A 14,938-nucleotide genomic window follows, 5' to 3' on the forward strand; every position below is an offset into this window, starting at 1 on the left:
CACGCAGAATCGCCGATCGCGAACGTCGCGCCGTCGGCGATCCGATCACTCGGCGGAAGCGGCGACTTCATCGTCGCCCCTGCAGCGACCATGCCCGAATGCCGTCCGCCACGGCGAGCATCAGCATGATGACCACCCCGGACAGCGCCACCACCGCCGCGACCACCGACGTGTCACGGTCGGCCACCGATCCGGCCAGCACCGCGCCGAGGCCCGGGTAGTTGAAGATGGTCTCGACCACCAGCGCACCCCCGAGCAGCATGCCGACGGTGGTGGCGAGGCTGGCCACGATGGTTGGCGCGGCGAACGGCACCAGATAGCGGGTCAGCACGTGCGGCGTCGAAAGTCCATCCAGCAGCGCGCTGTCCACATGCGGCGCGCGAGCCGCGTCGGCCAGCGCCGCCCGCACGACCCGGGTGTTCCAGCCGATCTGCGGAATGGCCAGCGCGAGGACGGGCAGCACGAGCATGTCCGCGCGCACCGGGAAACCGGAGCGACCGGTGATGGTGACCGCGGGCAACCAGCCCGTCGCCAGCGAGAACACCATGATCAGCAGCGTCGCCAGTACGAACTCGGGAATGGCCGCGGCGACGGTGCTGCCCGGTTGCAACACCCGCGCCGCCGCGCCGCGCGGACGCGTCGCCCACCAAGCGCCGAGCAGCACCGAGACCAGCACCGTCAGCGCGAGCGCGAGACCGCCGAGTAGCAACGTCGGCGGAAACTTGTCCGCGAGTAGCTCGTTGATCGACCTGCCGCGCGCGGTGCGGCCGAAATCGCCGGTCGCCACGCCCGAGATCCAGTCCACGAACCGCACGACGAGCGGGCGATCGAGTCCGAGCTCGCGTTCCTTCGCCGCCACCTGCTCCGGCGTGGCCTCGCGGCCGAGCACCGCACGGGCGGTGTTGCCCGGCAACAGATCCACGGCCACGAAGACCGCCGCCAGCAGCGCGATCAGCAGGGCGACGCGCCGGAGCAGGAGCCGGGCGAAGGTCGTCACGCCAACCAGGCCCGCTCGAGCTGCACCCGTCCGAAACCGCCGAGGGCCGGCAGGTCACGCACCGAGGCGGTGGCGATGTCGACGCCGTCTGCCATGCCCCACACCAGGTAACCGCCGCGCTCGTGCTGAATCGATTGCACACGGCGGCTTGCCTTTTCGACTTCAGCCGGATCGGAGGCGGCCAGAGCCGCGGCCGTTGCGGAATCGAATTCGGCGTCGTGGAAGGCGGTTTCGTTGCGGTTTGAGCCGCTCGCCATGAGTCTGCTCGCGTAGAACATCGTCGAATCGTTGGTGCCCCAGGAGACGGTGTAGAGCGGGGCCTGCAACCAGGTCCGGTCGTAGAAGGCGTTCGATTCCTGCTCGACGACGTCGAGCCGGATGCCGATGTCCGCGAGCTGAGTGGCGATCACCTTCGCCGACTCCACCTCACCGGGCGCCTCCGGCTTCGTCACCAGCGGGTAGCTGCGCCCCGTATCGAAACCCGCGTCGCGCAGCAGGGTTTTCGCGCGTTCGACATCACGGGTGCGCTGCGGAATGCTCGCGTCGTAGCGCGGGTCGGCGGTGCCGAGGATGTCGTTGGCGACGGTGCCGTAGCCCGAATGCACCTGATCCACAAGCGACTTGCGGTCAACGCCGAGCCGCACCGCGGCGCGCACCCTGGGATCGGCGAACGGCCCGTCGGCGGTGCGCATCGCCACGCCGAGCATCGTGTCGTTCGCGCGCCGCACCACCCGCAGGTCGCCGCGCCCCTCCGCGGTGCGCCCCGCGATCGCGCCGACATTGGACGCCAGATCGATCTGCCCGCTCAGCACCGCATTGCCCAGTGCCGTCACGCTTTCGAACATCGTGACCTCGATGGCGTCGAGCAACGGCAGTCGCGGATCCGATCCCGCGCCGTACCAGTTGTCGTTGCGCACCAGCCTGGCATTGCCGCCCTGATAGGACTCGAGCCGAAACGGTCCGGTGCCGATGGCCGAGGCGAAGTCCGTAGTGTCTTTTCTCACAGTGAACGTCATCAGCCGAACCAGCAGCGGCAGTTGGGTATTCGGCTCCGGGACGGTGAGCACGACGCGGTTCGCACCGTCGGCGGCGATGTCCTCGGCCGCGGCGGGCATCTTCGACGCGCCGCCCACCGAGCGCAGTCTGCGCAGCGACCACACCACATCGTCGGCGGTCACCGGGGCGCCGTCGTGGAAGGTGGCGCCCTCGGCGATCGTGAACGTCCAGCGCCGCTGCGTCGGATCCGACTCCCACGAACTCGCAATGCGCGCAGCGGTATTCGGCTCCACGCCCGGTACCGTCAGCGCGTCGTAGACCAGCGACGTGACGAGGAAATCGCTCTCGTTGGTCAGGTTCGCGTGCGGGTCGCGCTCGATGCGCGCCGCGGTGCCGAGCGCGCCGACCCGCAGGGTGCCGCCGCGTCGCGCGGGGCCGCCGGGATCGGCGCCGTCGGTACACGCGGCCGCGACCAGAATCGCGCCGACTCCGACGCTCGAACGCAGAAGCTGCCGTCGGTTGAACCCCATCGGTGCCGCCTTCCCTCATCGTTCGCTGCGGGCCCGAGACCCGACACTACAAGGCTAGGACAGGCTAGCCTAAATATGCTGTCTACCTGTGCGAATCCGCCGAACGGCGAATCCACGCGGCCCCACCGGGAGTCGTTGCCGACGAATGCACACCGCCCGGTCCGAACGAGACTTAGGCTTTTGATGCGTCTCAGCTCTTTTTCGCGACTCGCTTAGGTAAGCCTTGCTTAACCGCGCCCGAGGCACTAGCTTCGCAGATCGAATCGTCCCCACCCGCTTTTCGACCCGATGCGAAGAAGGGAATCTCCGGTGAAAAGCGTTCTCCCCGAACGTAAGACGCTTCACCCGCAGGACATCGAACGACGCGAGCTGCCCCCGGACGCCGGGCGAGCGGTGCGTGAGCTCGCGCGCGAGATTTGTACCACAGTCCATCGCAGCCCCCGTGGCGCCGCTCCCGTGACGATGACGCTGACCGACCCGGCGCTCATCGCGTCGATCGAGGAACGCGCTCGCGAACTCCCCGAGGAGGTGCGGCTGGCCATGCGCCCGCCCGCGGGACCCACGGGCGCGACCATCGTGAGCAGGCTGCCGTTGACCGACGACGAGTTCGGGCCGACGCCGCCGAGCTGGCGCGAAGCCGCCCGCTGGAGCGGCGATCCCCAGCGCGGCAACTCTTTTCAGCTCGATGTCGTCATGCTGCTGCTTGCGCGCTGCGCGGGTGAGCCGTTCGGCTGGTACGGCCAACAGGATGGGCGCTTGGTGAACAACATCGTGCCGACGCCGGGCCACGAACACGAGCAGTCGGGAGCGAGCAGCAAGACGTTGCTCAGCCCGCACACCGAAGACGCCTTCCACCCGGACCGCGCGAACCTGCTGATGCTGGCCTGCCTGCGCAATCCGGATCTGGTGGGCACCACGGTGTCCTCGGTCCGGCAGGTCGAGCTGACCGAGGACGAGCACCGGCTGCTGAGCACGCCGACATTGCCGATCCTGCCCGACGTCTCCTACGGCGACGGCCACGAGCGCTTCACCCCGCCCCCGCTGCCGACGATCTGGGACGCGGCCGAATCACCCTCCGGCGCAATGAATCCGACCCTGCGCTACGACCCCGCCTACACGCCCCTCGAGCTAGCCGACGACGAGTTTCGACGCGCCTACGCCCGGCTCGCCACGGAACTGGAGCGGGTGTGCCACACCGCCGCGCTGGCGCCCGGCGAGTTGTTGCTGGTCGACAATGACGTCGCCGTGCACGGTCGGGTACCGTTCACCGCGCGTTACGACGGCACCGATCGCTGGCTCAAGCGGGTCAACATCCGCCTGCCCGAACGTCGGCGCCGAACCGCTGAGGCCGACGAGAATGGTTACGGGCAGCGAACAGTCGCCCCGTTCCGAATGGGAACTGGCCGAGCGGATGCAGAGCGGGACACAACACCAGATGAACGAGGAACCGTTGAACACTCGTGATCGGAGCACGCCGCTGCGCGTGCTGAGCCGTAGCGACCTCGCCGACGTCCCCATCACGCCGGGCGACGTGGTGCGTGCGGTCGAAGACGCGTATCTGGCGTTCGCGGCGGGAGATTCGGACAATCCGCGCAAGCTGAGCGTCGCCAATCCGGACGGCTGGTCGGTGGCCTACGCCATGCTCGGCCGCGACGGCAGACGTCGCGTCGTCGCCATGAAGACCTCGTACAAGTTCGATCCGGGGCACGATCGCAGCACCAAGCGCTACTACACGACCATCACGCTCTACGACGACGCCACGGGCGCGCCCATCGCCATGATGGATTGCGCACGGGTCGGCGCGCTGCGCACGCCGGCCGTGTCCGCGCTGCTCGTGCGCGAGACGATGCGCCGCGGCGCGGAGAGCGTGCTGCTGATCGGCACCGGCACCCAGGGCCGTCACGCGCTGCCGCACTTGCTCGCCGCGAATCCGCAGTTGCGCAAGCTGATGGTGTACGGCACCCACCCCGACGGCCTCGCCGCGGTGCACCAGCACCTGGCCGAGCACCATCCGCAGGCCCTGCTGGAGACCGTCGCCGACCCGCGCGCCGCCGCGGCCGCCGCCGACGTGGTGCTGGCGACCGCGGGCCCGGGCACCGAAGTCGCCTTGGAGGCAGAGGATCTCGCGCCCGGCTCGACCGCGGTGCTGGTCGGCTACGGCCTCGCGCCGTCGACGCTGGTACAGGCCGACCGGGTGGTGGCGACGAGCGCCGAACAGATGCAGCTCACCGGCACCGACATGGTCGGCCCGGACGGCACGCTGCGCACCGTCGACGCCGAACTGCCGCAGATCCTCAACCGCAGGGCCGTGGCACGTCGCTCGGACGACGAGAAGATCTTCGTCTACAACAGCGGCCTGGTGCTCACCGACGTCGCCGTCGCGCACGCGCTCGCCGAACGCGCCATCGCCGAGGGCCGCGGCACGGAGGTGCCCCTGTGGGATTAGAGGCCGCCGTCGAGCCCGAACCGGAGCTCGTCGATCCGGAAGCCATGGTGCTGTTCGACATCGCCGCGCCCCGGAAGTCGAGAGCCGGTGCACGCGCGAGCCGAACAGGGCGCGAACGTCCCGCATCCGAACCCGCGGCCGCCGCCTCGTCGGCGCGCGAGACCGGGACACCGCTCGACACCGGCGCGGAGACGTTCGAGCCGAGCACGTCGTCGTTCGATACCGAACCGATGGCGTTCGCTGCGAATACAGTTGCCCACCAGACGAACCGGATACAGCTCGACGCCGAACTGCCGACGCTCGACCCAGCGTCGCTCGAGCCCGGCGCGACGCCATCGGCTCCCGCCGCATCGTCGCACCCAGCGGCGATGCCCTCATCCGAAGATGTTGGCGCGCTGGCGACTTCCGACGCCGTCGAACCGGCCGCGGAAGGCAGCCCATGGGTGGACCTCCCCGAGGACTCCGAGCCGGCGGCGTTCGAGGCCGACCACGCCGTTCTACAGCGCGTCGCCCTGGCGACGGAGGGCAGACCGTGGGCGGAGCTCCCAGGGGAAACCGAGGCGGAGGCGCCCGAGGCCGTCCACGTGCTTCTTCAGGACGTCGAACCGGTCCCTGCCTCGGAGCCGGACATCGACGCGACCGATGGGTACGTCACGAACCAGAACGACGTGGACGACTACTCCGAATCCGGCTGGGACGAGATCGATTCCGACGAGGTCCTCCTCGAGATGCTCGTCGAGGAAGTCGCCGAACTGCTCGTCGAAGAAATCGCCGACGACCCGGCGGGCCTGACCGCCGGGATCACCGCCCCCGCCATGCCCGCGCACACCGACGAGTGGGAGCGGAGGGTGCTGGCCGACCCGCAGCTGCTCGCCGATATCGCGTTCGCGATCGGCGGGCCGTTCCACCTGATGTATCCCGCTCGGGTGGCGCAGAACATCCGCGGATTCCGCGACGTGTTCCTGCGGGCAGGGGTCGACGGGGTCGTCTACTACGGCAAGAAGGCGAACAAGGCGGCGTGTGTGGCGCGGGCCTGCGCGGAGAACGGTGCGGGCATCGACGTCTCCAGCGTCGGCGAGCTGACGGCCGCGCTCGCCGCCGGGGTGCGCGGCGGTGAACTGATGGTCACCGGTCCGGCGAAATCCGACGACCTGCTGTGGCTCGCCGTGCGCCACAGTGCGTTGATCGCGGTGGACAGCCTCGACGAGCTCGACCGCCTCGGCACGATCGCCTCCGCGGCCACCCCGGCCAGGGCGCTGCTGCGGGTGTTGCCCGCGGGCTCGGCCAGCCGGTTCGGGATGACCGACGACGAGCTCGACCGGGCGCTGTCGGTGATCGCCGCGTCCGGACCGCGCGGACTGGAGCCGGTTCAGTTGGAGGGCTTCAGCTTTCACCTCCCCGGCTACGACGCGATCGCCCGCGCCGAGCAAGCCGCCGACCTGATCGCCCGCTGCACGGCGGCGCGCGAGCTCGGGCATCCGGCCTGCACCATCTCGATCGGCGGCGGATTCGGCGTCGACTACGTCCCCGAAGGCGCGTGGCGCGAGTTCACCGAGGGCGTCGACCGTTCCTGGTTCCACGCCGGGAAATCGTTCGACTCCTACTACCCGTACCACTTCCCGGTTCCTGGACCGGCCATGCTGTCGGAGATCCTCGCCCACCGCGAACTGGCAAGGCGCCTGCGCGACAACGACATCCGCTTGGCCGTCGAACCGGGCCGCGCCCTGCTCGATCGCGCGGGCAGCACCGTCTTCCGCGTACAGGGCAGCAAGAGCAGGTACGCGGACGGACAGCCGTACCGACTGCTCACCGTCGACGGCACCAGCCTCAGCCTGTCCGAGCAGTGGTTCGACAGCGAGTACCTGCCCGACCCGGTGCTGTGGCCCGTGCGCGAATCGACGCAGCCTTTGCCGGAACCGACGCCGACCAGCGTCGGCGCGGCCAGTTGTCTGGAATCCGACATGCTCAGCTGGCGGCGCGTCCCGCTGCCGAGGCGGGCCGAGCCGGGTGATCTGCTCGTCTACCCGAACACCGCCGGATACCAGATGGATTCGAACGAATCGGCCTTCCACGAATTGCCGATACCACCGAAGGTCGTGCTCTTCGGCGGGCACGGAGATCGACTGCGCTGGACGCTCGACGCCGGGTAATCAACCACGACGACCACAACTCAGCATCGCCCCCGCTTGCGACCAGCAGCGCGGGGCAGGCGACACCCCGAGCCGGGATCGCCCATGGATAGGAGACTCGTATGCCTGTCGTCACACGCGTGACGGACCTGATCGGTCGCACCCCGCTCTTCGAACTGGCCACCACCGCGACCGGAACCCGGCTGCTGCTGAAGCTCGAGCAGTTCAATCCGACGGGCGCGGCCAAGATCCGGATGGCGCGCGAGATGGTGCTCGACGCCGAGCGGCGCGGTTTGCTGCCGAGTGGCGGGCATATCATCGAATCCACGTCCGGTAACACCGGGCTCGGCCTCGCGGTGGTTGCCGCCGAACGCGGGTACCGCTTCACCGCCGTGGTCGACCACCACGCATGTAAGGACAAGCTGCGCGCGATGCGAGCGATGGGTGCGGAGTTGGTGTACGTGGCCGACGAGGGCGACGACAACCTGGCCACCTCGGCGCGAGAAGACCTCGCCGAGGCGATGGCCGCGGCGCAGGACGACGCCTACTTCACCGAACAGCACAACAACGACGCCAACGCGGTCGGCTACTACGCGGTGGCCGAGGAATTGCTGGAGGACGTCGATCGGGTCGACATCCTGCTCTCGTCGGTCGGCACCGGCGGTTCGCTGTTCGGCACGGCGACCCGGCTGCGTCAGCTGGGCTGCCCGCCCTACGTGATCGGTGTGGAGCCGGTCGGTTCCATCGCCTTCGGCGGGCCCGGCGGTCCGTACTGGCAATCCGGCACCGGCACACCGCCGGGCGCCACCATCGGCACCGCCGTCGACTACTCGCTGCTCGACGAGGGAGTGAAGGTGTCCGACGTGGCGGCCTTCGCCACCGCCCGCGCCGTCGCGGCGAAGCTCGGCTTGATGCTCGGGGGCTCGGCGGGCGGCTCGGTGTACGCGGGGCTGACCCGGCTCGAGGAGTTCCCCGCGGGTTCGACCGTGGTCACCATCGTCTGCGACGGCGGCGAGAAGTACCTGGACACCGTCTTCGACGACGACTGGATGAACGACCGCGACCTGCTCGACGGCGACACGGAGCGCGAGGTGCTCGGTCTGCTCGACCGCTACTCGCCCGCCCGCCGAAAGCAGCTGGTGGAGGCGCGGTGAACCTGGGCGAGTTCCGCGCCGACGGACGTCGGCTCGCCGCATTGGCGACGCCGATCGCGCTGACCCAGCTGGCTCAGATCGCGGTGTCCACGACCAATATCGCGCTGATGGGCACGCTCGGCGTGCGACAGGTCGCGGCGGGCGGCCTGGCCATCGTGCTGTTCAACCAGATCCGCACCATGTGCGTCGGGTTGATCACCGGCACCGGCAACCAGATCGCCTCGGCGGTCAGCGCCGCGGGCAAGCGGGGTGATTCCGCCGACCGCGAGGTGCGCGAGGTGGTGCGGTCGAGTTTCCTCATCGCGACGATCTCCGGCCTGCTCGGTGGCGCGGTGCTGATCGGACTCGGCTGGTCGTTGCAGTGGCTCGGCCAGGACGCCGGCGTGCTCGCCGACGCGCGCCCGCTCATGGTCGCGCTGGCTCCCGGGCTGCTGCCCTGCCTGTGGTTCCAAGTGCTGCGGCAGTACACCGTCGGCATGCAGCGTCCACAGGCTTTGCTGCTGGTGACGCTCGGCTCGGTCGCGCTGAATCTCGCGCTGGCCCTGGCGTTCATCCACGGCTGGGCCGGGCTCCCAGCGCTCGGCCTCACCGGCATCGGCGTGGCCACCTCGCTGGTCTTCTTGATCACCTTCGGCGTGTTCTGGGCGATGGTGCGACACGATCCGCGACTGGGTCCCCACCTGTCGATCCGGCCGTGGCCGGTGCACCGGTCGATGGTCGTCTCCGAACTGAAGCTCGGCACCCCGATCGCGCTCACCTACGGGTCGGAAGCGGGCATGTTCTCGGTGCTGGCGCTCGTCATGGGCAGCTTCGGTCCCGCCGCGCTGGCCGCGCACAACGTCGTCTACCAGATCATCTACATCGTGTTCCAGGTGGCGATCGGGCTGTCGCACGGCGCGTCCATCCTGGTCAGTCACGCGACCGCTCGCGATGAATACCAGCACGCCAAGGCCCTTGCCTGGCTGGCGCTGCGCTACGCGGCGATCGTCGCCGCGATCACCGGCGCGGTGTACGTGCTCGCGCCGAACGCGGTGCTGCGGCCGTTCCTGGAGCCCGGCGACACCGCGACCATCGAGATCGCACGCACCCTGCTGCTGATCGGCATCGTGCTGCAATTCTTCGATGCCGCGCAGAACATCGGCACTGGGCTGCTGCGCGGGCTGAAGGAGACCAACGCGGGCTTCCGGCTGTCGTTGATCGGCTATTGGCTCGTCGGCCTGCCCACCGCCCTGCTGCTGGCTTATCCGCTCCACCTCGGCGCCGCGGGCGTCTGGTGGGGACTGACGGCAGGGCTGGCCACCACCGCGGTCCTGATGGTGCGGCGCTACTTCGGTTTGCTCGACGGCATGGCGCACGCGTACCCGCGGCGCCTGCCCGAGACGTTGTCGAGCCCCGGCTGATCGCCGGGGCCGACCGATTCAGATGTTGACGCCGTAATCGCGGGCGATGCCCGCGAGACCGGACGCGTAGCCCTGCCCGATGGCGCGGAACTTCCACTCGCCGCTGTGCCGGTACAGCTCACCGAACACCATGGCGGTCTCGGTGGACGCGTCCTCGGTGAGGTCGTAACGGGCCAGTTCGGCGCCGGTGTTGGCGTCGACGACGCGGATGAACGCGTTGCGGATCTGGCCGAACGACTGCCCGCGGGCGTCGGCGTCGTGAATGGACACGGGGAAGAAGATGTTGGTGATCGTCGGCGGCGTCGCCGCGAGATCGACGTTGATCACCTCGTCGTCGCCCTCGCCCTCACCGGTGAGGTTGTCACCGGTGTGCTCGATGGTGCCCTCCGGCGAACGCAGATTGTTGTAGAACACGAAGTGCTGATCGGAGAGCACCTTCAGGTTCGGGCCGGTGGCCAGTGCGCTCGCGTCGAGGTCGTAATCCGCACCGGTGGTGGTGCGCACGTCCCAGCCGAGTCCCACCGCGACCTTGGTCAGGTTCGGCGCCTGCTTGGACAGCGAAACGTTTCCGCCCTTGGCGAGTGTGACGCTCATGATCCCTTCCCGTACGGCGCGCGGGCGCCGCCTTTCTCGTTGTACCGGTTCAGTTCTGGTCGTCGGACCAGCCGCGCAGGGTCGCCACGCGGCCCTGCAACGCGTGCAATTCGCTCGCATCGAGCACGTCGCGCTGAATGCCCTTGTCCACCGCGAACGCGGACTGGCGGTGGTCGTCGATCACCGCGACGTCGATCTGCACCGCGGCGTAATCCTCGGCGTCGGGCATCTGTTCGGCGATCACTTTGGCGGTGCCACGCGCGCACAGCGCGACGTTGCCGCCGCCGAGAATCAGCAGCGCGATCTCGGGACGTTCCCGCAGCCGGGCCAGCGAACCTCGGTCGAACTTCAGGCTGATCAGGATGCGCCGATCACCGGCGCGCACCGGCCAGGACACCGGAATCGCATGCGGCGCTGGGTCTGTGGTCACCAGCACGGCGATCGTGTCCTGCGGCCATTCCGGTAGCACGTCCAGTTCGGGATGATCGGTCGAGTGGTCGCGATGTTGCGCGGGGCTCGCTCCGGCTGCCATCTTCGTCACCTCATGCATCGTCGCGCGCGACGGGCTGTGCCGCGCTGATAGCAGTCTAAGGTGCTGGGACACTTGCGCGCTGGCGCTGTGCCACTTGTCTGCTGGCACTGTGGAACTTGTCCGTTACGTCCGCACGGCTCGTCGACCACCGAGCTCGGCGGGTTGCCAGGCCGGAGGGTTCGTTCAGGCCGAAGCGAATTCGGGAATCGGCAGCGACCGCGCCCATTCGCGCGCCATGTCGCGCACCCGGACCTCGGCGGACGCATCGTGGCGCGCGTGCTCGCCGACCTGGACCGCACCGCGCGCGGTCAGCTTCTCGGCCGCGATCTCGCCGCCGCGGTTGAACGTGTCGCCGTAGACGGAATCGCCGAGCCCGAACACCGCGAATCGCAGTCCGGTGAGATCGGGCGCGCGGGCGTCGAGTGCGTCGAAGAAGAACTCGGCGCCGGTCGGCAGGTCGCCGTCGCCGTAGGTCGAGCAGACGACGACGTGAAAGTCCGCGACGTCCAGATCATCGACATCGAAGTCGGTCATGTCGTAGACCGAGACATCGTGCACGCCGGCCAGGGAGTCCGCGACGCAGTCGGCCGCGATTTCCGAAGTACCCATCTCCGACCCGAACAGAATGACTACGCGCACCGCGCCCGCTCCTTCCCGTCGCCGCTTCGGCATGCACCGAAGTTTTCCCTTTACTTTGGCGAGGCTACCCTAATTTTTCGAGCGAAGGTTGTGACGTTCCCCGTGTCCGGGACACTTGCGCGGCTTCCGATTGACGGACGGTCGCCGCGGATGCATCATTCAGTAACGACCCTGTTCAACAGGGGTTCTCCGATCAGCCGGCCGATGTCTGTCCGGCCGTGCGTGCTGCTCCCGGCCACGCCCGGTTCACCTTCGCCGTGGGTCCGGTCAGCACTTCCCCAATGACGCTTCTCGCGTCCGTGCCGTGAGTGAGGTGAGAACGATGGTGTACCGATCGTCAGGACTTCCGCGGATCACCGCGTTCCTGCACTACGGCAGCACACCCCATTTCTGAATCCGCACCGCATCGGGCGGGTCCCGCGGCGGCGCCTCCGGCGTCTCCGGGACCGGCTGATTCCCGGTGCGGTGCACGCGCGGGCGATAGCCGGAACGACGAAATGGGAGGCGAACATGGACATGGGGGCAGTGAATCCTGGGGGCTGGGAGACGGGCACGGCCCGGATGGGATACGACACCGCCGCGATCGCGGCGGGCAATCTGGCGGTCTCGGCGGCGATGATCGACGACCTCGGCTACCTGCGCGGCCAGCTCGCCGCGGCGGAGGTGCCGTTTCTCCTGGTCAGAGACAGCGGGCACCGCTTGATCCTGGCCGCCGACGCCGCGCACCGCGCGATGGTGCGACGCGTGACGGACGGCGCGCTCGCCGCGGGCTTCGCCGTCGCGGAAGCCGGGGATCACATCCTCCGGTTGGGCCGCGACGCCGATCCCGCGCACCACGTCGAGCTGGAGCTGTGGGAGTACCACGGCGACACCGTCGAATGTCCGCGCCCGAACGCGCTGACCCGCGCGGTCTTCGATCTGGCCGACGTGGAATTCACCCAGGTCGGACTGTTCGACCGCAGCTGGCCGACCCTGACCGACATGTTCGCGCCGCACGTCACCGATGTCGATTTCGACATCGACATCGTCTTCTCCTGGGTGGACGGCACGGATCCGGAATTCCGCGCGCGGCGCGCGGGCCTGATGGCGCAGGTCGTCGTCGGAGAGGGCGACGACGCGGACGCGAGAATCCGCCAGATCGACGAACTCAGGTACGCCCTGCGCTCGGTGCACAAGAACGCGCCGTGGATCCGCCGCATCTTCGTCGCCACCGATTCCGCGGTCCCCGAGTGGCTCGACGAGCACCCGAAGGTCACGGTGGTGCGGGCGGGCGACCACTTCAGCGACCCGGCGGCGCTGCCCACCTTCAACTCGCACGCGGTGGAATCGCAGTTGCAGCACATCGAGGGGCTCAGCGAGCACTTCCTGTATTCCAACGACGACATGTTCTTCGCCAGGCCGGTGCGTCCCTCGATGTTCTTCACCCCCGGCGGCATCAGCCGGTTCATCGAGGCGGACACACGCATCGGGCCGGGCCGGAACAACGAGCGCCGCAGCGGATTCGAGAACGCGGCGCGGGTCAACCGGGCGCTGCTCGCCGATCACTTCGGGCACGTCATCACCCGGCACTTGGAGCACACGCCCACGCCGCTGCGGCGCAGCGTGCTGCTGGAGATGGAGGCGGAGTTCGGCGGCGACTTCGCCCGCACCATGGCGAGCCGATTCCGTTCGGCCACCGACATTTCCGTCACCAACTCGCTGTACCACTACTACGCGCTGCTCACCGGGTGCGCGGTGCCGCAGGAGACCGGGCGAATGCGCTACGTCGACACCACGAGTCGCGCCGGGCTCACGCTGCTCGACGAGCTGTCCGCGCGGCGGGACGTCGACTTCTTCTGCCTGAACGACGGCAGCTTCCCGGAGGTGCCGGAATCCGAACGGGTGCAGCGAGTTTCGGATTTCCTCACGGACTGGTTCCCGGACCCGGCGCCGTGGGAGCGGTTCAGCGAACCGCCTCGTCGTCCGCTTCCGGAGTCGGCTCCCGGCGCTGCATGACGTGCGGGATACGACCGGCGGGCGGGATGACGATGCCCGCCTCGGCAAGCTTCGCCGCCGCCTCCTCCGGGGTGGCCGGCTCGCCGACGGTCGCGCCCGCATCGATGGGTACCACCGAATGCACCACCGTGTCCGGGTAGATGTGCACGAAGTTGAAGGCCTGCGCACCGTCGCGGCCGCGCAGGCCGCCCGTCGCGGTGGCCAGATCCTGGGTGTAGCAGGTGGACGAGGCGACCGAGACCGGGATGCCTGCGAACGTCGCGTAGGTGGAGAAGTGCACGTGGCCAGCGAGGATCGCGCGCACGTCGGTGCCGTCCAGCACGTCGGCGAGTTTGCGCTGGTCACGCAGCTCGACGGTGACGGCCAGATCCACCACGCACGGCACCGGCGGGTGGTGCATGGCCAGGATGGTGCCGAACGGCGCGGGCTCGGCCAGCACGCCGCGCAGCCAGGCCAGCTGCTCATCGGAGATCTCGCCGTGGTGATGGCCGGGCACCGAGGTGTCGAGGGCGATGATGCGCAGTCCGTCGATCATGTGCACGCGGTCGAACGGCTTGGTCGACGGCGGCTCGTCGAGCAGGGTGTCACGCAGGACACCGCGATCGTCGTGGTTGCCCATCACCCACACCACCGGCGCTCCGATGTGCCGCGCGAACGGCTCGACCAGCGCGCGCAGCTTCTCGTACGCCTCGGACTCGCCGCGGTCGGCGAGGTCGCCGGTGAACACCAGCGCCGTCGGGCGGATGCGACTGGCCGCGGCGTGCCCGAGCAGCTTGCGTAACCGCTGCTCGGCGTCGACATCCCCGTACAACTCGCCGTCACCGGCGATGAGGTGGGTGTCACTGAAATGGAACAACACGTGATCCGGTCGCGGATGCTCCGCGACTCTGCTGATGCGCACCGGACCGAACGTCCCTCCCGGCGGGTGGCCCGCCCTAGGCTTCGGGTTCCAGCCAGAATAGCGAACCCCTACTGACAGTTTTCCCGCCGTGCTGTGACGACAAGCTTGCGGGAAGATGAGGGTTCGGTGTACGCGAAGGCTGTTCGAGCGGCTGCCGGAGGAGCTGCGGACCAGTGGTGTGCACCGGTATTCCAGCTGGATTTCGACTGGTTTCGACCCGTGCTCGGGTGGGTGCGATCGGTGCCCGAGGTGGTGCGTCCGACGTGGGACGATGCGACCCGCGCCGAGCGGTACGTCCACCGCGAAGGCGATTCATCCGACGCCGAGCGATGCTGCACCGAACGGCGCATTCCGCGCGATGCGACCCGCACCGCGCGACACGTCCGACACGACGCGATGCGTCCCAACGGGCAGAGTACGTCCCGCGCGGAGCGATGCATCCGACGCGGGGCGATCCGTCCAGCACGGCGCGCAGTACGTTCCGCATCTAGCGATGCGACCCCCACCGAGCGGTGCCCACGCTCGTCGGCCTGCCTCCGCTTCTGCGGGCGCACTGGGTGAGCACTGCCGAGGGCGCGAGCACGGCATCGACCGGAGGCTCTCAGCTTCGAGGGCGTTGAAGGCG

Annotated in this window: 12 protein-coding genes; 6 read left to right on the forward strand and 6 right to left on the reverse strand. The window is 69.0% G+C overall.

Annotated elements, in window-relative coordinates:
- Positions 1-67 precede the first annotated feature (67 nt).
- On the reverse strand, positions 68-997 hold the full coding sequence (locus ACRWNM_RS07255; RefSeq protein ID WP_431964781.1) for an ABC transporter permease: 930 nt from the start codon (positions 995-997) through the stop codon (positions 68-70).
- Complete coding sequence (locus tag ACRWNM_RS07260; RefSeq protein WP_431964783.1) at positions 994-2,523, reverse strand: ABC transporter substrate-binding protein; 1,530 nt, start codon at positions 2,521-2,523, stop codon at positions 994-996. The genes ACRWNM_RS07255 and ACRWNM_RS07260 overlap by 4 nt, the downstream gene beginning before the upstream one ends.
- Positions 2,524-2,832: 309 nt before the next feature.
- On the opposite strand from ACRWNM_RS07260, the gene ACRWNM_RS07265 reads away from it, so the two are divergent.
- The 5 genes from ACRWNM_RS07265 to ACRWNM_RS07285 all read left to right on the forward strand — a co-directional run bounded on the left by ACRWNM_RS07265 (position 2,833) and on the right by ACRWNM_RS07285 (position 9,652).
- On the forward strand, positions 2,833-3,987 hold the full coding sequence (locus ACRWNM_RS07265) for a TauD/TfdA family dioxygenase (protein ID WP_431964785.1): 1,155 nt from the start codon (positions 2,833-2,835) through the stop codon (positions 3,985-3,987).
- A complete protein-coding gene (locus ACRWNM_RS07270) occupies positions 3,959-4,969 on the forward strand; it encodes an ornithine cyclodeaminase family protein (RefSeq protein WP_431964787.1) in 1,011 nt (336 codons plus the stop codon). The genes ACRWNM_RS07265 and ACRWNM_RS07270 overlap by 29 nt, the downstream gene beginning before the upstream one ends.
- Positions 4,960-7,119, forward strand: a complete 2,160-nt coding sequence (locus ACRWNM_RS07275; RefSeq protein WP_431964789.1) for a Y4yA family PLP-dependent enzyme — start codon at positions 4,960-4,962, stop codon at positions 7,117-7,119. Before ACRWNM_RS07270 ends, ACRWNM_RS07275 begins: the two co-directional genes overlap by 10 nt.
- A gap of 101 nt (positions 7,120-7,220) precedes the next feature.
- Positions 7,221-8,252 carry a PLP-dependent cysteine synthase family protein gene (locus ACRWNM_RS07280; RefSeq protein ID WP_431964791.1) on the forward strand — a complete coding sequence of 344 codons (1,032 nt, stop codon included), beginning with the start codon at positions 7,221-7,223 and terminating at the stop codon, positions 8,250-8,252.
- Entirely contained in the window at positions 8,249-9,652 is a 1,404-nt protein-coding gene (locus ACRWNM_RS07285; protein WP_431964793.1) for an MATE family efflux transporter, read from the forward strand. Before ACRWNM_RS07280 ends, ACRWNM_RS07285 begins: the two co-directional genes overlap by 4 nt.
- 18 nt (positions 9,653-9,670) lie before the next feature.
- On the opposite strand, the gene ACRWNM_RS07290 is transcribed toward ACRWNM_RS07285, so the two are convergent.
- From ACRWNM_RS07290 to ACRWNM_RS07300, 3 genes are all read right to left on the reverse strand, one after another.
- Complete coding sequence (locus ACRWNM_RS07290; RefSeq protein ID WP_431964795.1) at positions 9,671-10,246, reverse strand: TerD family protein; 576 nt, start codon at positions 10,244-10,246, stop codon at positions 9,671-9,673.
- 49 nt (positions 10,247-10,295) lie between these two features.
- Positions 10,296-10,778 (reverse strand): hypothetical protein, encoded by a 483-nt coding sequence (locus ACRWNM_RS07295; protein ID WP_431964797.1) that lies wholly within the window; start codon positions 10,776-10,778, stop codon positions 10,296-10,298.
- Between the two features lie 183 nt (positions 10,779-10,961).
- A complete protein-coding gene (locus tag ACRWNM_RS07300; RefSeq protein WP_431964799.1) occupies positions 10,962-11,417 on the reverse strand; it encodes a flavodoxin domain-containing protein in 456 nt (151 codons plus the stop codon).
- A gap of 561 nt (positions 11,418-11,978) precedes the next feature.
- Between ACRWNM_RS07300 and ACRWNM_RS07305 the strand changes: the two genes are divergently transcribed.
- Positions 11,979-13,412, forward strand: a complete 1,434-nt coding sequence (locus ACRWNM_RS07305) for a stealth family protein (RefSeq protein WP_431965379.1) — start codon at positions 11,979-11,981, stop codon at positions 13,410-13,412.
- On the opposite strand, the gene ACRWNM_RS07310 is transcribed toward ACRWNM_RS07305, so the two are convergent.
- Positions 13,360-14,313, reverse strand: coding sequence for a phosphodiesterase (locus ACRWNM_RS07310; protein WP_431964801.1), 954 nt, complete (start codon positions 14,311-14,313; stop codon positions 13,360-13,362). The two genes, ACRWNM_RS07305 and ACRWNM_RS07310, sit on opposite strands and share 53 nt — an antisense overlap.
- Between the last annotated feature and the right edge of the window lie 625 nt (positions 14,314-14,938).

The organism is Nocardia sp. bgisy134 (assembly GCF_965341865.1).
Classification (GTDB): Bacteria; Actinomycetota; Actinomycetes; order Mycobacteriales; family Mycobacteriaceae; genus Nocardia.